Source organism: Mumia zhuanghuii (assembly GCF_042681565.1).
GTDB lineage: Bacteria > Actinomycetota > Actinomycetes > Propionibacteriales > Nocardioidaceae > Mumia.
In genome coordinates this window covers 57,336-77,063 of the sequence record NZ_JBHUFT010000006.1, presented here as the reverse complement: position 1 = coordinate 77,063, position 19,728 = coordinate 57,336, and the positions used below count along the sequence as shown (strand labels likewise).

The 19,728-nt window shown below is 71.3% G+C and carries 17 protein-coding genes; 10 read left to right on the top strand and 7 right to left on the bottom strand.

The features are described from left to right. Positions 1–16: 16 nt before the first annotated feature. From ACFSDF_RS07660 to ACFSDF_RS07650, 3 genes are all read left to right on the top strand, one after another. Positions 17–1,213, top strand: a complete 1,197-nt coding sequence (locus tag ACFSDF_RS07660) for a 5-(carboxyamino)imidazole ribonucleotide synthase (RefSeq protein WP_167005213.1) — start codon at positions 17–19, stop codon at positions 1,211–1,213. Next, entirely contained in the window at positions 1,095–1,718 is a 624-nt protein-coding gene (gene purE / locus ACFSDF_RS07655; RefSeq protein ID WP_167005210.1) for a 5-(carboxyamino)imidazole ribonucleotide mutase, read from the top strand. The genes ACFSDF_RS07660 and purE overlap by 119 nt, the downstream gene beginning before the upstream one ends. A gap of 129 nt (positions 1,719–1,847) precedes the next feature. Further along, a complete protein-coding gene (locus tag ACFSDF_RS07650; protein WP_167005207.1) occupies positions 1,848–2,849 on the top strand; it encodes a lipase family alpha/beta hydrolase in 1,002 nt (333 codons plus the stop codon). A gap of 10 nt (positions 2,850–2,859) precedes the next feature. On the opposite strand, the gene ACFSDF_RS07645 is transcribed toward ACFSDF_RS07650, so the two are convergent. Next, on the bottom strand, positions 2,860–3,501 hold the full coding sequence (locus ACFSDF_RS07645) for a pyridoxamine 5'-phosphate oxidase family protein (RefSeq protein ID WP_167005204.1): 642 nt from the start codon (positions 3,499–3,501) through the stop codon (positions 2,860–2,862). A 73-nt stretch (positions 3,502–3,574) separates the two neighbouring features. Between ACFSDF_RS07645 and ACFSDF_RS07640 the strand changes: the two genes are divergently transcribed. Then, on the top strand, positions 3,575–4,729 hold the full coding sequence (locus ACFSDF_RS07640; RefSeq protein ID WP_167007067.1) for an acyl-CoA dehydrogenase family protein: 1,155 nt from the start codon (positions 3,575–3,577) through the stop codon (positions 4,727–4,729). Between the two features lie 185 nt (positions 4,730–4,914). Continuing rightward, positions 4,915–5,340 carry a peptidoglycan-binding domain-containing protein gene (locus ACFSDF_RS07635; protein ID WP_167005201.1) on the top strand — a complete coding sequence of 142 codons (426 nt, stop codon included), beginning with the start codon at positions 4,915–4,917 and terminating at the stop codon, positions 5,338–5,340. Positions 5,341–5,368: 28 nt separating this feature from the next. On the opposite strand, the gene ACFSDF_RS07630 is transcribed toward ACFSDF_RS07635, so the two are convergent. Together ACFSDF_RS07630 and ACFSDF_RS07625 are read right to left on the bottom strand one after the other, a co-directional pair. Then, a complete protein-coding gene (locus tag ACFSDF_RS07630; RefSeq protein ID WP_377156948.1) occupies positions 5,369–7,168 on the bottom strand; it encodes a hypothetical protein in 1,800 nt (599 codons plus the stop codon). Positions 7,169–7,305: 137 nt separating this feature from the next. After that, positions 7,306–8,520, bottom strand: coding sequence for an LCP family protein (locus ACFSDF_RS07625; RefSeq protein WP_377156946.1), 1,215 nt, complete (start codon positions 8,518–8,520; stop codon positions 7,306–7,308). Between the two features lie 137 nt (positions 8,521–8,657). Between ACFSDF_RS07625 and ACFSDF_RS07620 the strand changes: the two genes are divergently transcribed. Then, on the top strand, positions 8,658–10,118 hold the full coding sequence (locus tag ACFSDF_RS07620; RefSeq protein WP_167005197.1) for an LCP family protein: 1,461 nt from the start codon (positions 8,658–8,660) through the stop codon (positions 10,116–10,118). A gap of 6 nt (positions 10,119–10,124) precedes the next feature. On the opposite strand, the gene ACFSDF_RS07615 is transcribed toward ACFSDF_RS07620, so the two are convergent. The 3 genes from ACFSDF_RS07615 to cofD are packed head-to-tail and all read right to left on the bottom strand — an operon-like array spanning position 10,125 to position 12,802. Then, the gene (locus tag ACFSDF_RS07615; protein ID WP_167005195.1) at positions 10,125–10,832 is read right to left on the bottom strand and encodes a TIGR03089 family protein; all 708 of its coding nucleotides are present in this window, start codon (positions 10,830–10,832) and stop codon (positions 10,125–10,127) included. 9 nt (positions 10,833–10,841) lie between these two features. After that, entirely contained in the window at positions 10,842–11,828 is a 987-nt protein-coding gene (gene cofE / locus ACFSDF_RS07610; protein ID WP_167005193.1) for a coenzyme F420-0:L-glutamate ligase, read from the bottom strand. Further along, positions 11,825–12,802 (bottom strand): 2-phospho-L-lactate transferase, encoded by a 978-nt coding sequence (cofD, locus tag ACFSDF_RS07605; RefSeq protein ID WP_377156942.1) that lies wholly within the window; start codon positions 12,800–12,802, stop codon positions 11,825–11,827. Before cofD ends, cofE begins: the two co-directional genes overlap by 4 nt. A gap of 132 nt (positions 12,803–12,934) precedes the next feature. Between cofD and ACFSDF_RS07600 the strand changes: the two genes are divergently transcribed. The 4 genes from ACFSDF_RS07600 (at position 12,935) to ACFSDF_RS07585 (ending at position 19,168) form a co-directional block, all read left to right on the top strand. Beyond that, positions 12,935–14,236, top strand: coding sequence for a hypothetical protein (locus ACFSDF_RS07600; protein WP_377156940.1), 1,302 nt, complete (start codon positions 12,935–12,937; stop codon positions 14,234–14,236). 245 nt (positions 14,237–14,481) lie between these two features. Further along, positions 14,482–14,730 (top strand): WhiB family transcriptional regulator, encoded by a 249-nt coding sequence (locus ACFSDF_RS07595; protein ID WP_167005184.1) that lies wholly within the window; start codon positions 14,482–14,484, stop codon positions 14,728–14,730. A gap of 110 nt (positions 14,731–14,840) precedes the next feature. Next, a complete protein-coding gene (locus tag ACFSDF_RS07590) occupies positions 14,841–17,651 on the top strand; it encodes a glycosyltransferase family 2 protein (protein ID WP_377156938.1) in 2,811 nt (936 codons plus the stop codon). Continuing rightward, positions 17,648–19,168, top strand: coding sequence for a DUF5719 family protein (locus tag ACFSDF_RS07585; protein WP_377156936.1), 1,521 nt, complete (start codon positions 17,648–17,650; stop codon positions 19,166–19,168). Before ACFSDF_RS07590 ends, ACFSDF_RS07585 begins: the two co-directional genes overlap by 4 nt. 42 nt (positions 19,169–19,210) lie before the next feature. On the opposite strand, the gene ACFSDF_RS07580 is transcribed toward ACFSDF_RS07585, so the two are convergent. Next, positions 19,211–19,666: a metallopeptidase family protein gene (locus ACFSDF_RS07580; RefSeq protein WP_167005176.1), complete on the bottom strand. Its 456-nt coding sequence runs from the start codon at positions 19,664–19,666 to the stop codon at positions 19,211–19,213. Positions 19,667–19,728: the final 62 nt, after the last annotated feature.

The window sequence follows — 19,728 nt, the reverse complement described above, 5'->3', positions numbered from 1 at the left end:
GTAGCCGCCCGTTAGCATGAGGCCCGTGGACAGCCCCATCGACAGCCCTGTGCTCGCGATCGTCGGAGGCGGGCAGCTGGCCCGGATGATGGAGCAGGCCGCCGTGTCGCTCGCGGTCCCCGTGAGCCTGCTCGCCGAGGCGCCTGGCGTGAGCGCCGCCCAGGTGAACCCGAGGACCACCGTCGGCGACTACCGCGACCTCGAGACGCTCCGTACGGTCGCGGCCGAGTGCGCGGTCGTCACCTTCGACCACGAGCACGTCCCACCGGAGCACCTGCGCACGCTCGACGCGGAGGGTCACGCCTGCAGGCCGGGCCCGCACGCGCTGCTGTACGCCCAGGACAAGCGCGAGATGCGCGAGCGTCTCACCGCGCTCGGCGTCCCATGCCCCCGGTGGGCGCCTGTGGCCGATGCTGCCGACCTGGAGCGGTTCGCCGCCGCCGGCGACGGCTTCCCCGTGGTCGTGAAGACGACCCGTGGCGGCTACGACGGCAAGGGCGTCTGGGTGGTCGATGACGCTGCTGCTGCCGCCGAGGCCTTCGCCGCGGGCGTGCCGCTGATCGCCGAGGAGAAGATCGACTTCCGCCGCGAGCTCTCCGCGCTCGTCGCGCGCTCGGTGTCAGGCCAGGTCGCGGCGTACCCGGTCGTGGAGTCCCGCCAGGAGAACGGCGTCTGCCGCGAGGTGATCGCACCGGCGCCCGGCCTCGCCCCAGAGCTCGCCGCCGAGGCCGAGATGCTGGCGATGAAGGTCGCCGCCGCGCTCGACGTCGTCGGGATCCTCGCGGTCGAGCTGTTCGAGACCACCGACGGGCGCATCCTCGTCAACGAGCTGGCGATGCGTCCCCACAACACCGGGCACTGGACGATGGACGGCGCCGTCACGAGCCAGTTCGAAAACCACCTCCGGGCCGTGCTCGATCTGCCACTCGGGTCGCCGCGTGCGCGTGCCCCGTACACCGTGATGGTCAACATCCTCGGCGGCGAGGTCGGACGCCTGTACGACGGATACGCGCACGTGATGGCGCGGGACCCCGACCTCAAGGTGCACCTGTACGGCAAGGCCGTGAAGCCCGGCCGCAAGGTCGGGCACGTGAATGCGTACGGCGACGACCTCGACGACCTGCTCGAGCGTGCGCGTCACGCCGCGGCGTGGTTCGAGGGACGGCTGGACGACGAGATCGAGGACGAGGCTCAGGAGGCCCCGCGTGACTGAGACACCGAAGGTCGGCATCGTGATGGGGTCGGACTCCGACTGGCCGACGATGAAGGCAGCGGCGGAGGCGCTCGAGGAGTTCGGCGTCTCGTACGAGGCCGACGTCGTGTCGGCGCACCGCATGCCCGACGAGATGCTCGCGTACGGTCGCGAGGCGCATGCCCGCGGTGTGCAGGTGATCATCGCCGGAGCCGGGGGAGCGGCGCACCTGCCTGGCATGCTCGCGGCGGTGACCCCGCTCCCCGTGATCGGTGTCCCGGTCGCCCTGAAGTATCTCGACGGGATGGACTCGCTGCTCTCGATCGTGCAGATGCCGGCCGGCGTCCCGGTCGCGACCGTCGCGATCGGCAACGCCCGCAACGCCGGCCTCCTTGCGGTCCGGATCCTCGCGGCCTGCGACCCGGCGCTGAGTGAGGCGATGGTGGCGTTCCAGGAGCGCCTCGCCGACGCCGCCCGGGCGAAGGGTGCAGTCGTACGAAAGGCGCGCGGCGACTCGGCTACGTAAACCGTAGTTTCACGATCCGTTGCACACGTGAGGTGCGTCACAGTACAGTCCTGGTGACGCCCGTTCCTCCTGCGTCTGGCCGCCGGTCCGGCGCTGGCGTCGCCATCTCGCACCGTGAGGTGACGCACCGTGAAGAAGCTCTCTCGACTGCTGGCCGTGGTGGCCACCACGATCCTCTGCCTGACCGCTGTGCCCGGGCCTGCCGAGGCGGCCTGGGTCAATCCGCTCCCGCGCCCGATGCGGTTCGCGCCGCTGGGCGAGGACTCCTCGTTCCCCGCCGCCTTCGCCCGTACGCTCGTCCAGCCGAACCGCAACCCGATCGGCGCCAACGACTGGAGCTGCCGGCCGTCGAGCCGCCATCCGGTCCCCGTCGTCCTGGTCCACGGCACCTGGGAGAACGCCTACAACAACTGGAACGGGCTCTCGCCAGTGCTGAAGGACCAGGGCTACTGCGTCTTCGCGCTCAACTACGGCAACTCCACGGGCATCGCGTTCCTCAACGGCACGGGTGACATGATCGCGAGCGCGCAGGAGCTTGCCCCGTTCGTCGACCGGGTCCGCGCCGCGACCGGCGCGTCGAAGGTCGACCTGATCGGCCACTCGCAGGGCGGTGCCGTCGCGCGCTACTACGCCAACAAGATCGGTGGCGCTGCAAAGGTCGACCAGGTGATCGGCATCGCCCCGTCCAACCACCCGACGACGTTGTCGGGCATCACTGAGCTCGGCAAGACGCTGCGCCTGTTCGGCCTCGCGATGGGCCTGCTCGAGCTGGTCGACATGCCGGCCGCGCAGCAGCAGGCCGACAAGAGCCCCGCGCCGCAGTCGCCGTTCTACCGGCAGCTCAACGACGCGGGTGAGACGGTGCCGGGCATCGACTACACCGTGATCGCGACGCAGTACGACGAGGTCGTCACGCCGTGGGAGCGCGCGTACATCCAAGGTGGCGGCTCGGCTGTCGACAACATCCGCCTGCAGGACGTCTGCCCGATCGATCTCTCGGAGCACGTGTCGATCACGTACTCCAAGAACGTCGCGCAGATCGTCATGAACGCCCTCGATCCGACCAGGCAGCACCGTGTCTGGTGCTATCCGCAGGCACCGCTGACTGGCAACATGCAGCTGATCGGTTGAGCCGCGGCGGTCAGTAGAGGTTCTTGGAGTACGCCTCGCCGTAGTAGGCCTCCAGTGCCTCGAGCGAGTCCTGAGGTCGCTCGAGGCGCTGGGCCACCTCGGCGCGGCTGGCGAGGACCTCGGGGTGCCAGGACTCCTGGTTCCACAGGCGTGAGCGCAAGAACGCCTTCGCGCAGTGGAAGAACACCTCCTCGATCGCGACCTCCAACGCGAGGATCGGTCGGTGGCCCTTGACCGTCAAGGCGTCGAAGTACGGCGCGTCGGTCACGATCCGCGCCCGCCCGTTGATCCGCAGCGTGTCCCCGCGGCCGGGCACGACGAACAGCAGACCGGCGTACGGGTTCTCGAGGACGTTGAGGAATCCGTCGACCCGGCGGTTGCCGGGGCGCTCCGGGATCGCGACGGTGGTGGCGTCTACGACGTGGCCGATGCCGGCGGGGTCGCCCTTGGGCGAGACGTCGCAGCGGCCCGACGTGTCGGACGTGGAGACCAGGCAGAACGGCGACGCGGCCAGCCACGCCACGTGGTCCTCGAGCAGCTCGGCGCGCACCTTGTCGCGGACACGGGGGAGCGGATCTCCGACGAGAGCGCGGAGCTCGTCGACGGACGTGATCTCGGTGACTGGTGCGGAGGGCTGGGTGCTCACGGGCATGGCGCAAGCCTAGGGCCCTGCGGGTAGCTGGTTAACCGTCATTAGCATGGGGGGTGTGACCACTGACCAGCCCATGTTCGCTCTGTCCGAGGAGCACCAGGCCATCCGCGAGGCCGTCCGCGCCGTCTGCGACGCCAAGGTTGCTCCGTTCGCCGCCGCCGTCGACGAGGAGGCGCGCTTCCCGCAGGAGGCGTACGACGCGCTGGTCGCGTCCGACTTCCACGCGCCCCACATCGGTGAGGAGTACGGCGGCGCCGGAGCGGACGCTCTCGCGACCGTGCTCGTCATCGAGGAGGTGTCGCGTGCGTGCGTCTCGTCGTCGCTGATCCCCGCGGTGAACAAGCTCGGCAGCCTTCCGGTGATCCTGTCCGGCAGCGAGGAGCTGAAGCAGAAGTACCTCCCGGCCGTCGCTGCGGGCACGTCGATGTTCTCGTACTGCCTCTCGGAGCCGGACGCCGGCAGCGACGCCGCCGGCATGAAGACCCGCGCGGTCCGCGACGGCGACCACTGGGTCCTCGACGGCGTGAAGCGCTGGATCACGAACGCTGGCGAGTCGGACTTCTACACCGTCATGGCGGTGACCGACCCCGAGAAGCGGTCGAAGGGCATCAGTGCGTTCGTCGTCGAGAAGTCCGACGAGGGGGTGTCCTTCGGTGCTCCGGAGAAGAAGCTCGGCATCAAGGGTTCCCCGACGCGCGAGGTTTACCTCGACAAGGTTCGCATCCCCGCCGACCGCATGATCGGCGCCGAGGGTACGGGCTTCGCGACCGCGATGCAGACCCTCGACCACACCCGCGTGACGATCGCCGCACAGGCCGTCGGCGTCGCACAGGGGGCGCTCGACTATGCCCTCGGCTATGTCAAGGAGCGTCAGCAGTTCCGCAAGCCGATCGCGGAGTTCCAGGGTCTGCAGTTCATGCTGGCCGACATGGGCATGAAGGTCGAGGCCGCGCGTCAGATCACGTACGCAGCCGCCGGGCGCAGCGAGCGCGGCGACAAGGACCTCACCTTCTTCGGTGCTGCCGCCAAGGCCTTTGCGTCCGACACCGCGATGCAGGTCACGACCGATGCCGTCCAGCTGCTCGGCGGCTACGGCTTCACGCGCGACTACCCGGTCGAGCGCATGATGCGCGACGCCAAGATCACGCAGATCTACGAAGGCACCAACCAGGTGCAGCGCATCGTGATGGCGCGCCAGCTCCTGGCCGGGATCCAGTCCGAGCTCTGACACGCTCTGGGGGCTGTGGTGTGTCAGTGGGCGGTCGGTCGCAACCGGCCGCCCACTGACGTTCCGGGCTGGGCCGGCCTCTGCCTTCGAACCTGATCGAATCGTGTGGCGGGAGCGGGCTCGGTCGACCGAGGCTCGATGCCCAAGGGCCCCTCAGGGTCCACGGCAGAAAGGAGCCTCGCATCATGCGACATCGAACCCGGCTGCTCAGCACAGCCGCCGCAGCAGTGCTGGTGACGACTCTTGGAGGCATCGTCACCACACCGGCTCACGCGGCCACGCCGACCTGTACCGAGGCGGTCCGCAAGTACAGCGCCAGCGGCGAGCGCATGTTCATCCCCGTCCAGTACTCCACGCTCAGTCCCACCTGCGTGATGAAGCGCGGGCACAAGAACAACGCGGTCAAGTACCTCCAGCAGGTCATGCGGGACACCTACGACTACAACATCGCGGTGGACGGTGACTTCGGCCCGGCGACGCAGAGCGCGCTGACCAGTCTTCAGCGGCGCCTAGGAATCAAGGCCGACGGCATCTACGGGTCTCAGACCCGTGACGCGATCTGCTGGCCTCTCTACTACGAGGACAACGCCTGCTGGTGGTACGACGAGTAGGTCGCCGCTCCTGGCCGTCGGCCCAGGGTCACGACGTGAGGTCGTACCTGCGGTATCTGACGACGACGCGGTCCAGCCGTGCGGGCTTCGTGCCCTTCCACTGCACCGCGAACCGGAGGCGGCCGTCGGCACGGACCCATCGCTCGGGGACCGCGACCTCGAGGTGCCGTCGGTTGCGGGTGAGGGCGCGGCGCTGGAGGGTTTCGCCCCACGGCGCGATCACCGCGATCTTGACGTCGCCGGGGTTGTCCCAGGCGCCGTGCAGCCGGATGCGCATCCGGCGATCCTTGAGGCGATCACGCGGTATCCGGACGGAGTGCACGGACGTGACCCGCGCCGCGCCCTTGCCGGCGGCCTTGCGCCGGAATCGCAGTACGCCGTGCTTGCCGCGTTGGACGCGGGCGTTTTGCTTCACCGCGGTCCGCTGCCACGACGAGCGCGCGGAGGCGGCGACCGAGCGTGTGACCGAGTCCGGATATCCGCGACGCAGGGTGAAGGGGGCGGACACCGGCCCGTACACGTCCGACTCGTCAACGCCCGCCCCGGTCCTGATCGTCCTGATCAGCTCGATGCGGTAGGTGCCCTCAGGCGCTGTCGTCGCGGGCCGCCCTTCCCGACGGATCGCTCCGTCCCAGGCGATCACTGGTTGGTCCCAGCCGATCCCGCCGATCGGGTCGCCCAGAGGTTTGCCGTCGGCCGTGAGCACGCGATAGCGGAAGCCTGTCATCCTCGCCTCGTAGGAGTCGATCCGAGGACTCAGCTCCATCACCCGCGGCACACCGGTCGCGGCGACGGCCTGCGGGTAGAACACCGAGGTCTTCGGGGTGAGCCTGGTCATCGGCGCGGCGTTGCTGATGAACAGCGTCTCGCTCTTGCGGGTGGACTTCTTGAAGTCGGGTGCCGTCGCGGTGGTCTCGACCTCGAACCGGTACTCACCGGCTGGCAGCGGACGACCCAGACGTTCTTTCGGGTCGATCAGGATGCGCGTGCCCCACGGGGCTGGGTTGCGTGCCTCCCTGATCTGGTCTGCACTGAACTCGTACGGGCCGGCAACTGTCGCACCGGCAGCGGAGATGATCCGCCAACGGGCTGTGAGCGGAGTACGGGAGTCCAGGCTCACCTGGCTGGTCGCGGTCTCCCATAGACCGTCGCCGTTCTGGCTCAGCAGCATCGTGCTCGGCCCCCACAGGGTGAGGTCCGGTTCCTTGCGAACCGTCAGGGAGAGCCCGGTTCTCTCGCACACCTGCCCGTTGAGCGAATTGCACTGCCGCAGCGACACGAAGAGGTCGACACTCGACGTGCTCGAGATGGCGACATCGATCACGTCGCCGTCATGGACCTGCCTGCTCGTGACGTCACCGTCGACCGTCGCCGGGGACCCGCCGAGACCTGTGACCCGCAGCGAGACCTGTTTGGTGACCGACGGGTCGATCACCGAAGGCAACGGTTTCGTGGGCGTAAGCGTCGGCCGCGGTCCCCGTACCGGGACGGGCTCGCTGACGGTCGTGCACGACTCCAGGCTCGCATCGGAGCATGCCCGGACCCACGCGACGAACCGTGGGGGGAGCCCGGCTGTCGGCAGGGTGTCGCGGAAGATGCCGTCCGGGCCTGCAGCCACCGGCGTGCGCCGGACGATCCACGTCGAGCTTGCCGACGTCGCCAGCTCGAAGACCACGTACGGCGACTCCGACGTCGCGGTGAGCTCGGCCGTCCCTGTGAGCAGCGTGTCCGGGGCCGGCGACGTCAGGACGGGTGCTGCCCAGTCCTCCGCTGCGCCCGCAGAAACTGGCCCTGCACCGGAAGCCACCAGCACGGCAGCGGTCAGCACCCCTACGACAGCTCGACGCACCACAGCGATTTCCGATCAGTCCGAGGCATCGCTGCCCGCCGGTGAGACGGCTGAAATTAGCAGAGATCTCCGGGCTCGGACGGGGCCTCCCGCAGATTCGCTCGCTAACGACCGCGTCAGCTCGCCGGCAGCCCGTCCTTGGTGCAGACGGCCTTGGTGATCTTGTCCGTCTTGTCGGTCTTGATGTACTCGAAGAGCTGCAGCGCCCGCTCCTTGTCCCAGCGCACCGACGCGTCGGCGATCGGGACGGTGCAGTTGTGGCCGGAGCCGCCCATCGCACCCGAGAGGTTCCAGGCGAAGCGGCCCAGCGACAGCGGGCCGACGTTGCCGCCGATGCGCAGCGACCCGGTCGCCGAGCTCACGACGCCGGCGTATCGGAACGGGTTGAGGAACGTCGACGGCGACTTCACCGCACCGGCGATCGCCCCGAGCACCTCGCGCTGAGACTGGACGCGCTGCAGGTCCTGCGTTGCGTACGTGTGCCGTGAACGCGCATAGCCGAGCGCGGTCGCACCATCGACCTCCTGGCACCCCTTCGCGAGCTTGAGGCCGGCGTCCTTGTCCTTGATCGCCTTCTTCGGGCAGATCTCGACCCCGCCGACGGCGTCGACCATGTTCACGAAGCCGCCGAACCCGATCTCGACGTAGTCGTCGATCCGGACGCCGGTCGTGTTCTCCAGCGTCTCGACGAGCAGCTTCGGCCCGCCGTACGCGAACGCGGCGTTGATCTTGGTCCGGCCATGGCCGGGGATCGGGACGATCGAGTCACGGGGGATCGACACGAGCGTCGTCGGCCCGCTGCCGACGTGCATCATCATGATCGTGTCCGTGCGGCGCCCCTCGGCGTCACCGGTCGCGAGCTCCTTGCGCTGCTCCTTGGTGAGGCCTTCGCGGCTGTCGGAGCCGACGAGCAGGTACGTGGTGCCGGGCTGGTCGGCCGGACGCTCACCGCCGGGGGAGGCGTCGACCTTCTCGATGTTGCCCCACGCCCACACCGGAACGGCGATCAGGAAGACCAGCCACGCCACGAGCAGGAGCGTGATGATCCGCCCCGGCCGCAGCCAACGCCGTCCGCCGCCACGCGTCCCTGCGCCGCGCCCGCCGCCGCCCTGCGAGGGCGGTGCGGCATCGGGGTACTGCATCGGCGGCAGATCCGAAGGCCGCTGGTGTGGCTCGTTCGGCGGCCCCTGGGGCGGGGGAGCGGAGTACGCGCCGGGTCCGCCAGGAGGGTATGACGACGAGGCTCCCACGACCTGCGTGGCATCGTCGTCGGGGCCGTAGAGCCAGCCGTAGCCGGCCTCGTCCCGGGGGTTCGGATCGCGTTCGGGCATGCGTTCGAAGGTACCGGACGACGTCGCGCGTGCTGCGCCCTCCTCGGCGCGTCGTCCCGGTCGAGGCCGGTCCGCTGGTGATACTGGCGGGGCGTCCAGGGGTGGGCGCCGCACCGACAGCGACATCACGGGGGTACATGTCCGACCGCGAAGACTCGTACGGACGAACGCAGGCAGAGGTGGACTCGGCCCGCGTCCGATTCCGCAGAGCGCTCTCGTTGATGGTCATGACGCTCGTGGCCCCCGGCTCGGCGCAGCTGCTGGCCGGCAACAAGCAGGTCGGACGCGTGGCGCTGCGGATCTGGGCCGGCCTGTGGGGTCTCGTCCTCCTGCTCCTCCTGCTGGCATGGATCGACCGGGGCATCGTGATCTCCCTCCTCACGTCGACCGGCCTGCTGTGGCTCATGCGCTTCGCCCTCATCGCGCTCGCCCTCGGGTGGGTGGCCCTGTTCGCCGACTCCTGGCGTCTCGGAACCCCGCTGCGGCTCGAGCGCAAGCACCGCCTCGCCGTCAGTGGGGTCAGCGGCCTGCTGTGCTTCGTGACCGCGGGTGCCCTGTTCGTTGCCTCCAACCTCATGGCCGTCCAGCAGGACTTCATCAGCACGGTCTTCGGCTCCTCGGTCGTCCGCGAGGCCGAGCATGGGCGCTACAACGTGCTGCTCCTCGGAGGCGACTCGGGCAAGGGCCGTGACGGTCTGCGACCGGACTCGCTGACCGTCGCGAGCATCGACACCGAGACCGGGGACACCGTGCTCGTCGGCCTGCCGCGCAACCTTGCCGACGTCCCGTTCCCCGACGGGCACCCGATGAAGGAGGAGTTCCCGCGCGGCTTCGACTGCGACGGTTGCTACCTCAACAGCGTCAACACGTGGGCCGACGACCACCCCGACCTGTTCGAGGGCAGCGACCACGAAGGCATCGACGCGACCCGGGCAGCCGTCGAGGAGATCACCGGGCTCAAAATCAGCTACCACGTGCTCGTCAACATGAAGGGCTTCGCCTCGCTCGTCGACGCGGTCGGCGGCGTGAAGATCCGGGTCCGTGAGCGCACCGCGATCGGTGGCATCGGTTCGCCGATCACCGACTGGATCCCCAAGGGGCGCCAGAAGCTCGACGGTCGCGAGGCGCTCTGGTACGCCCGCAGCCGCGTCCAGAACTCCGACTACTCGCGCATGGCGCGCCAGAAGTGCCTGATGAGCGCGATGCTGACCCAGCTCGACCCCAACACCGTGCTCCTCAAGGCGACCAGCATCGCCGACTCGAGCAAGAAGATGCTGAGCACCGACATCCCCGCCGCGGACCTCGACACGTTCGTCGAGCTGGCGCTGAAGGCGCGGGGGGCAAAGGTGTCGACGGTGTCGCTGGTCCCGCCGGCGATCCAGACCGGCGACCCGGACTTCGACAAGATCCGCCGCATGGTCGACAAGGGGATCGCGCGCTCGGAGAAGCCCCCGGCGAAGACATCCGAGGCGGCCGGCACGTCGGGAGACGGCGAGGCGAATGAGAAGACTGCGAAGTCGGAGAAGGCCGGGGCCGATCCCGACAAAGAGCGTTCGGCTCGGATCAACGACGCCGAGGACCTCGGCGACGTCTGCTGACCCGTGTCACGCGACGGTGACGCGCTCGGTCTCGGCGATCGCGGCGAGCTGGTCGCGGTGCGCGTCGGCGTCCGGCGTCCGGACCAGCACGAGCGATCCGTTGGCGTCGAGCGCGGCGAGGACCGCATCGACCAAGGGGCCGAGGTCGCGGTCTCCGACGATCATCACGCGCGCGCCCGGGGCGTACGTGCCGCTCGCGCGGTCCGTGAGCTCCTCGTGGCTGAGCACGCCGTCGTCGGTGATGAGCGCCGGTGAGCCGTGGGCGGGTGGGTAGTACGCGGTGAAGTGGTCGCCGTGCGCGGGCACCTCGGCGTTGTAGTCGAGGACGCCGCCGGGCAACGGTGTGGTGAAGCGGCCGCCGAGCGGGCGCAGCGAGAGAGCGACGACGTCGTCGGCGCTCGCCGCCTCCTCGAGCGTCGCCGGGTCGACGACAGCGAGCCGGTCACCCGGGCGCAGGCTGACGGTCGCCCCTGCGACCCACGTCGCCAAGAACCAGATGACCGTCTCCCAGTGCACCGGGAGCAGAACGTCGACGGTGGTGTCCTCGTCGCACCCGAGGGTGTCCTGGAGCATGTTGGCGGTCTTGGCTACCCAGTTGGTGCAGGTCGTCAGGCTCAGTTCCACCCGCTCGCCGGTGGTCAGGTCGTAGAACGTGACGGCGGGCCGCGACGGATCGACAGTGGTGGCCCGTGCAAGCAGGTCGGCGATCGTCACGGTGCCACCCTAACGGCCGCGGGCACCTGAGGGTCGCACCTCGATCGCGACGTCCACCCCGTGGGCACGCGCAGCCACGCGCAGCCGCTCGGAGACGCGACCGGCCTCCACGAGCGCCTCGTCGGAGTCGTCCTTGACCGCGACCACGAACGTCGCGGGGTCGGTCGCGGTCACCTCGACAAGAGCCTCCGCGGGCGCGGCGAGCGCGAGGACCCGGTCGTACGCGTCTGGCTCGGGTGCGGGGAACCCGACAGGCCTCCCGGTCCCGACGGCCACCTCGACCGCGTCCCGTGCGCCGAGCCCGAAGAGGTCCTCGTCGTCGGGGCGCAGGAGCGTGGCGGCGCCTGACTGCGGGTGGGCCCAGTGATCGCCGACCCAGTGCCGGGGGAGCCCCCGTACGACGACGAACGGTGCTTGGCTCGTCTTGCCGGCCACGAGCTCGGCGGCACCCGCGATCTCGTCGGCGACGGCCGGCTCGGTGACGTGGAGGGCGTTGCCGAAGGTGTCTTGCGTCCCCGACAGCGAGTTGACGACCTTGAGGCCGGCGCTCCCGATGGCGATGTCGGTCTGCCCGCGGCGCCACGCACGTCCGGCCGTGTCGGAGAGCACGACGGCGATCTCGACGCCGGCGCGGCGGCGCAGCCGCACCCGCAGGTCGCGCGCGGCCGCGTCCGGGTCGTGAGGAAGCCAGAGCGCGGTGCCGGGTGCGGTGTTGCTGGCGTCGACGCCGGCAGCGGCCATCGTGAGGCCCGCACGGTTGCGGACGATGCGGGTCGCACCGCGGCGCGCGACGACCCGTACGGTCTCGGCGTCGATGACGCAATCGCGGTCGGCGGCCGTCGAGAGCCCGAGCGCCTTGCTCACGATCTTGCTGGTGACCACCACGACGTCGCCGTCCCGCAGCGGCTCGTCGAGTCGCTCGAGAAGGAGGCTGACGAGGTCGTCGCCGGGCCCGACCTCGCCGACGCCGGTGACCGGCCACAGGGTCAGGCTCACGGGCGCGACCCGATCTCCTGGGCGAGCCCGAGCGCGTCGGCGGCGAGCGTACGGGTCGTGGCGGCGTCGGACATGTAGAGAGGGACGGCGCGCCCCTCGATGCCGGCGTCGGCGACCGCCGCGAGCTGTGACGCGTCGGAGGTGTCGACGAGCCAGCCGTCGAGCACGCCGCCGCGTGAGCGGGCGCCGTACCGGGCGGCGACGGCACTGGCGCTGACCTCGACGCCGAGACCGGTCAGGAGCTGGTCCGCCATGCCTCGTACGGCACCGGGGCCGATGATCGGCGACACCCCGACGACCGGGGCAGACGTCGACCGCAGCGCGTCGGCGATCCCCGGAACCGCGAGGATCGGGCCGACCGAGACGACCGGGTTCGAGGGAGGCACGAGGACGACGTCGGCGTCGGCGATCGCCTCGACGACGCCGGGCGCGGGCTTGGTGTCGTCGATCCCGATCATCACGACGCCGTGCGCGGGGACCGAGGCGCGCAGACGCACCCAGTACTCCTGGAAGTGGATCGCGCTGCGCTGTCCGCCTTCCTCGACCACGACGTGGGTCTCGACGCGGTCGTCGGTCATCGGCAGCAGCGTGACCCCCGGCTCCCACCGCACGCACAGCGCGCGGGTGACGTCGCTGAGGGAGTAGCCCGCCTCGAGCATCTGGGTCCGGACCAGGTGGGTGGCCACGTCGCGGTCGCCCAGGCCGAACCACGTCGGCTGTGCGCCGTACGCGGCGAGCTCCTCCTTGACGCTCCACGTCTCGTCGGCGCGGCCCCACCGGCGCTCGGTGTCGATCCCGCCGCCGAGGGTGTACATCAGCGTGTCGAGGTCAGGGCACACCTTGAGCCCGAACAACCAGATGTCGTCGGCGGTGTTGCCGACGACGGTCACGTCGGCGTCGTCGCCCACCTCGTCGAGCAGTCCGCCGACGAAGGTCGCGCCGCCGATGCCTCCGGACAGAACCGTGATCCTCATGCAGCCATTCTCCCCTCCGGGGACGAAGAACCCGCACGCCCGGGGGAGACCGATGAGCCGGGGACTGCGTAGGGTAGGCCCGTCCACTGGGACAGGGCATGGCTCTGCGCCCGAACCAGGAGATGGGGATCCGTGACCGACTCACTACGCAAGTACCGCGACATCCTGTCGTACTCGCTGCTCGGCGTCGTCGCCGTTTCGCTGCTCGCGGCGCTCATCGCGCTGATCGACGACGGACCGTTCGAGACACGCCTGAGCGTGGGTGTGGTGGCGGTCGTGGCCGCCGTGGCGCTCGCGACGCGCAAGGACGACCTGAGCCCCCACGCACGCCTCATCACCTTCGTGGGCCTCGGTGTCCTCGGTGTCGCGGCCGTCCTGACGCTGTGGGGCCTGATCAAGGTCCTCGGCGAGGATCTCCTGCCGGCCAAGGCGTCCTACGTGCTCGACATGCTCGCGGCGCTCGGGTTCGTCGGAGTCGCGCTCTTCTACACGGTCGTCGTCCTCCGGGAGCTGCCGGCGCCCGTCCGTCAGCCGCAGTGGTCGCCCGCCCAGGGCGGCCAGGGTGGCCAGTGGGGTGGTCAGCCGCAGCAGGGGCAGCAGCAGGGCGGCTGGCCCGCAGCGCCGGCCCAGCAGTGGGGCGGTCAGGCGCCGCAGCAGGGTGGCTGGCAGCAGCAGGCGCCGCAGGGGCCGCAGCAGAGTGCGCAGCCGGCCGCGCCGCAGCAGGGCTGGCAGCAGTACGGCGGGTACGCCGCCGGCGCCGCGGGTGCCGCGGCGGCAGGCGCTGTGGGAGCCGAGGCCGCAGGGTCGGCCTGGGGCTCGCCCGCTCCGAGCACGCCCGCACAGCAGCCCGCGCAGCACGAGGCGCCCGCGCCGCAGGTGGAGGCCGCTCCCGAGGTGGAGCCCGCTGAGCAGTCCACCGCGGTGTGGAGCCCCCCCGCCGAGGCCGCGGCCCCGTCGGCGTGGCAGCCGCAGGAGCAGTCCTCCTGGGTCGCACCCGCCGCCGAGCAGCCGGCACAGCCCGCGCAGTCGGGCTGGGGTGGCCAGGAGTCCACGTGGGCGCGTGACGCGCAGTGGGGTTCTTCCGAGCCCGCACAGCCGCAGGCGTGGGCGCATGAGGCGACCGAGCAGCCTTCGTGGCAGGCGCCGACCGAGTACGGCTCCTCGTGGGCGCCGCAGGCCGAGCAGCCCACCTACCAGCCTGAGCAGCCCACCTACCAGCCTGAGCCGGCGAGCGAGCAGCAGCCGTGGGGCGGGGGCGATGTCTCGTGGGGCGGGTCCCGTCTGGGTGACGCCACGTTCGACAACGCCGATGCCGCCGACGCCACGAGCACGGACCCCGGGTCCGAGTCGGCGAGCGATGCCGAGCAGGGCGACGGACGCGACGACGGCCAGCCCGGCCCGAGCTCGTGGTGGTCGCCGGGGAACGGCGCCTGAGCAACCCCGATCTGCACGCGTTGGCCCGTACCACAGTGGTGCGGGCCTTCGCATTAGCACTCTTCGGCTTGACGGATCGGTATTGACAGGCTTGTAATTTCATTAGTGTCGTCCTTTTCTTGGACGGCCGGATGCAAGTCGGGGGCGATGTCGTCACCGGCAGTGGGTCCTCGAGGGGTCGGGGCCCGCGTCCGGTCAAGGGCGGCGCTGACCACGGGGATCACGAGGGGCAGGAGGCGAGACTGATGGAAGATCTCTTCCACGCAGACGCCGAGGAGATGGGCTGGCAGGACCGCGCACTGTGCGCGCAGACGGATCCGGAGGCGTTCTTCCCAGAGAAGGGCGGCTCGACGCGAGAGGCAAAACGGGTCTGCCTGACGTGCGACGTGCGTGGCGAGTGCCTCGAGTACGCGCTCGAGAACGACGAGCGCTTCGGGATCTGGGGCGGGCTGTCCGAGCGGGAGCGTCGCAAGCTCAAGAAGCGCGCGATCTGACGCGGCGGGCGCCGCAGCGTGGCGCCCGGCCCTCGCACGGCGGCGATCGGGCGCCGCGCGGTGGTGCCGGGACGTCCGCGCACCAGGCGGATGGCTAGACTCCAGCACCTATGATCGAAGGCGTCGACGAGGGCCTTGTCCCCTCCCGGAACTGGCTCGCCGCCCCACCCAGCGTCACGGCCGTCATCGTGTGCCGCAACGGTGCAGGGTGGCTCCCACAGGTGCTCGATGCGCTCGCGTCGCTCGCCCACCTCCCGCAGGCAGTCGTGGCGGTCGACGTGTCGTCGACCGACCAGACACGCGAGATCCTGGCGCGCTACCTGCACCCTGCATCGATCCGTACGGCGCCGCCGGGCACCGGCTTCGGCGATGCGGTCCGTGTGGCGCTGGAGGGGTCGGCGCCAACCGATTGGGTCTGGCTGCTGCACGACGACTCGGCGCCCGGTCCTGACGCGCTCGCGCACCTGCTCGACCAGGCGACGCAGTCGGAGGACATCGGCATCGCGGGGCCCAAGCTCCGCGAGTGGCCGTCCCTCAAGCGCCTCCTCGAGGTCGGGGTCACGATCAGCGGGACGGGTGCGCGCGAGACAGGTCTGGAGCGCGGCGAGCCCGACCAGGGCCAGCACGACCGCCCACGCGACGTCCTCGCCGTGAGCACCGCCGGGATGCTCGTACGCCGACGCGTCCTCCAGGACCTCGACGGCTTCGACCCCCGGCTCCCGCTGTTCTTCGACGACATCGACCTCGGGTGGCGCGCCGCACGCCGCGGCTACCGTGTGCGCGTCGCCCCGTCGTCAGTCTTCTTCCACGTCGAGGCCGCTGCCACCGGGCTGCGTCCGGGATCGCTGGCGCCGAGGCCACGCCGCGAGATGCGCCGCGCCGCGACGTACACGCTGCTCGCCAACGCGAGCCGGCCCGGTTTCTTCTGGCAGTCCGTACGCCTGTTCCTCGGCACCCTCCTGCGCGCCCTCGTGCTGCTGCTCGCCAAGGCCCCGCGCGAGGCCGCCGATGAGATCTTCGGTGTCCTGGCGGTCTACCGCAGGCCATTCGCGATGCTGGCGGCTCGACGGCGTCGTGCCGCCGCTGCCCGCGTCGACGCGCGCAGCGTCCGTGAGCGCCTGCTGCCCTCGCCCCTGATCCCGTACCGGCACGGCCTCGACGCCCTCGGTGAGCTCGTCAACACCCTCGTCGGCCCTGCGCCAGAGATGACCGGCCGGCGCGCCGCGGTCGAGCTGCGCCCGGAGGACGACGACGAGGAGCTCCCGACCACCGGCTCGTACCTGTCACGGCACCCGTGGCTGACGGCGATGCTCGTCCTCACGCTCGTCGCGTTCGTCGCCTCGCGCAGCGTCATCGGCTCGGGCTTCCTGATGGGCGGGGCGCTCTTGCCCGCCCCCGACGGGGCGGGAGCGTGGTGGTCGTTCTTCACCGCCGGCTCGCACGATGTCAGCATCGGCAGCGACGTGCCCGCACCCGGTTACGTCGTCCCGCTGGCCCTCCTGGCCACCCTCCTGGGCGGCAATGCGGACCTGGCCGTCAGCATCGTGGTCCTCGCCGGCGCCCTGCTCGCCGCGCTCACCGCGCACCGTCTCGGCCGCCGCCTGTTCGCCTCCCCGGGGGTCCGGCTGTGGTGGGGAGCCACGTACGGCCTGCTGGTCGCGACGTCCGGCGCCCTGGTCCAGGGACGGATCGGGACGGTCGTCGCCCTCGCGGCGGCCCCGGCGATCGTGAACTCCGCCTACCTGCTGATGACGCGGCCGCGGGTCACGGACGGTCTGCGTCTTGGGCTGTGGCTCACGCTCGCGACGGCGTTCGCCCCGGTCACGTACCTGCTCGCGGCGGGGCCGCTGCTCGTCGCCGGCGCCATCTTGCTGCGCCGCCGCGGCTGGCCGAGCATCGCGACCGCGCTGCTCCTCCCCTGGCTGCTGCTGGGCTCCTGGATGTGGCGGCGCGCGCTCGACCCCGGTGCCTGGTGGTGGGAGGCGGGGCGCGCCAACGCCGATGTCGGCGACCTCGACCCGCCGACCTGGCAGCTCGCCCTCGGGCACGCGGGCGGTCCGGGCATCGCCACGTACGCCACCGCGGGTCTTCTGCTGCTCGGTGTGTTGGCCCTGCTGCGCAGGGAGACCCGGTCTGCCGTCCTCGTCGCGTGGGCGACCGGGCTCTGGGTGCTCGGGTGGGCGAGCTTCGGCGCCGGCGCGACCTTCACCGACGGCATCTCGGGCGGCCCGGTCTGGGTGGGAGTGCCGGCCACCTTGTGGATCGCTGCCCTCGCCGCAGCGGCAGGGAGCGCCGCCGACGGCCTCCACGGACGCCTCGCCGACCGTCCCGTGCGACGGCGCGCGTTCGCCGTGCTCGTGGTCCTCGCCCTGGTCGGCCCTGCTGTCGCCCTCACGTGGTGGGCGGTCCGCGGCGACGGCGACCCGCTCGAGCGTGGCACGCCCGACGAGATCCCTGCCTACCTCGCGGCGCGGGCCGAGGACGGCAGGTCCACGCTCGTCCTCACCGGCACGCGCGAGGAAGGCGTGACCCAGCGCGTCGTGTCCGGCGACGGCACGCGCCTCGGCGACGAGGCAGTCATGCCGTCGCCCGAGGACCTGCGCTCCCTGGACGTGGACGTCCGCCTGCTGCTGTCCAACCCCTCGACGGGTGTGCTCGAGCGGCTCGGCTCGTACGGGATCCAGTCGATCTACCTGCCCGCCCCCGCTGACCCTGATCTTGTCGACGCGCTCGAGGCCGCGCCCGGCCTGGAGCCCTCTGGCAGTCCCGAAGGGTCGCGGGTCTGGACCTTCACCGTCGCCGGCGAGCCGCACGAGCCGCCGTCGTCGGCGGTGCGTCCGTGGGTGGCGCGCGGCCAGTTGGCGCTGCTGCTCGTGGCCGTCGTCGTGGCCGCACCGGGACGAGCGAGGGAGGTGCGATGAGTCCGAAGAAGAAGTCACGACGTCAGACCGGTGGTCGGCGCGTCAAGGATCAGGTCGTCGAGACGACGTCGGCTGCGCTCGCGCTCGGAGCTCATTCGGGCCGCCTGGTGATCGGTGCCGTGGTGATCGCTGGGCTGCTGCTCGGTGTCGGCGAGCTGCGGACGGCGTCTCAGCAGACGACCGGCAGCGGTCCGTCGGCCCAGGAGGTCAGCACGGTCGCGTACGGCTGCCCGTCCTTCGTCCAGCGGGGTGCGGCCTCGGCCACGACCGTCGCCGTGACCAGCCTGCCGGGAGACTCCTCCGACGGGGGAGCGCGCGAGGCCGTCCGACTTCCGGGTGCCAACCCGGTCGCCGCGCTCGTCGGCGCCCCGCGAGGCACATGGGCGACGGCCTTGACCGGGCGGCGCGCACGTGCGGTGCTGGTTGAGGCGACCGGGGCCCAGGCGCCCGGAACGGTCGCGTTCAGCGCCTCCGTCGCCCAAGCGTCAGATGGTGGGGGAACCGCCGTGGGGGCGTGCCCGCGCCCCGCGCCCGAGCGCTGGTTCGTGGGCGCCGGCAGCACCGCGCAGCATCGCACGGCTCTGGTGCTCACCAACACCTCCAGCAACCCTGGCGTGGTCGACCTCTCGATGTACGGCACGGCCGGAGACGTCGACGGGGTCGGCGCCACGGGCATCGTCGTCGAGCCGCAGACCTCGCGTGTCGTCCGCCTCGAGGACGTCGCCGCAGGGGAGTCGGAGATGGCCGTGCGGGTCGTCGTCCGGCGCGGCGCCGTCGCCGTCGCCGCGACCGACGCCTCGTCGGTCGGGACCGCAGCAGCAGGCAGCGAGCTCATGCCGCCTTCGGCGCTGCCCTCGACCACGACGACGGTGGCCGGCGTCCCCGCCCACCGGGGTGCGCGCACGCTGCTCGTCGCCAACCCGTCCGACCGCACCGCGACGGTCGCGCTGTCGGTCGCGACGAACGACGGCGTCTTCACCCCGACAGGTCTGGAGAGCATCGACGTCGCCCCGCAGGCGCTGACGAGCGTGACGCTTCCCGCGAACGTCAGCGCGCGGGCGTACTCGGTCCGTCTCACCTCCGACATCGCCGTCACCGCGTCGGTGCGCACGACGATCGGTGCCGACCACGCGTACGCCGTCGCGACCGCGCCGTGGGAGGGCACCGCGGTGATGCCCGTCGGCATCGGGTCGGCGTTGCGTGCCGGTGGCGCCGGGCTCCTCGTGTCGCCCGACGGCGACGCGGCAGCCTCGCTCGCCGTGACCGCCCACGACGAGACAGGTGCCGAGGTCGGCAGCGCGCAGCTCGAGGCCCCGGCCGGGACGACGACGGCGCTCAACCCCTTCGGGTCCGGCGGCGTCGGTGTCGCGGCCGCACAGGTCTCGTACCTCACGGTCGCCTCCGAGGCGCCGGTCCGCGCCGCGGCGGTCTACAGCGGGCGCGGCCTCGCCTCCGTGCCGTTGAGCGCGGCACCCGTCCGCGAGGCGGCGCCGGTCGTCCGCCCCGGCGCCCCCTGAGCCGCCTCGTGGCTCACGCGCTCAGAGGCTCACGGGGCGCAGTCACATCCGGGGGTCGAGGTCGTCGGGGTCGCACCGCCACAAGGTCGCGAGCTGGTCGACGAGAACCGAGAGGACTAGGTCGTCGAGGTCGGCCCGCGACTCCACGCGGTGCTGGACGGGCTGTCGGAACAGGACGACCCGCGGCCGCTCACGATCGGGGACGACCGTGCCGAGCGGCACCTCGTCGCGCCATCGGCGCGGCAGCACCGGTACGTCCTCCACGGCGACGTCGAGCAGCTCCAACGCGGCTGCATGGCGGGGACGCAGGCGCGCGACCGCGCCGAGGACCGCGGTGTCGAACTGGGCACGGCGATCCCACCCGACAGGGATGCCCGACGGCGTCAGTGGCCCCGGCAGGGCGACCGGCCCGCGGAACCCACGCCCACGGCGGTCGCGCCGTCTGCCTCCACGCGGCTCGTCGAGCGGGACCACCCTGGGACTGCTCCGGCGCGCCATGCGAACGTCCTACCTCGCGTACCGAGTGCTGCGCAAGCCGAGGGGTCCGCCTGCATGGCGGT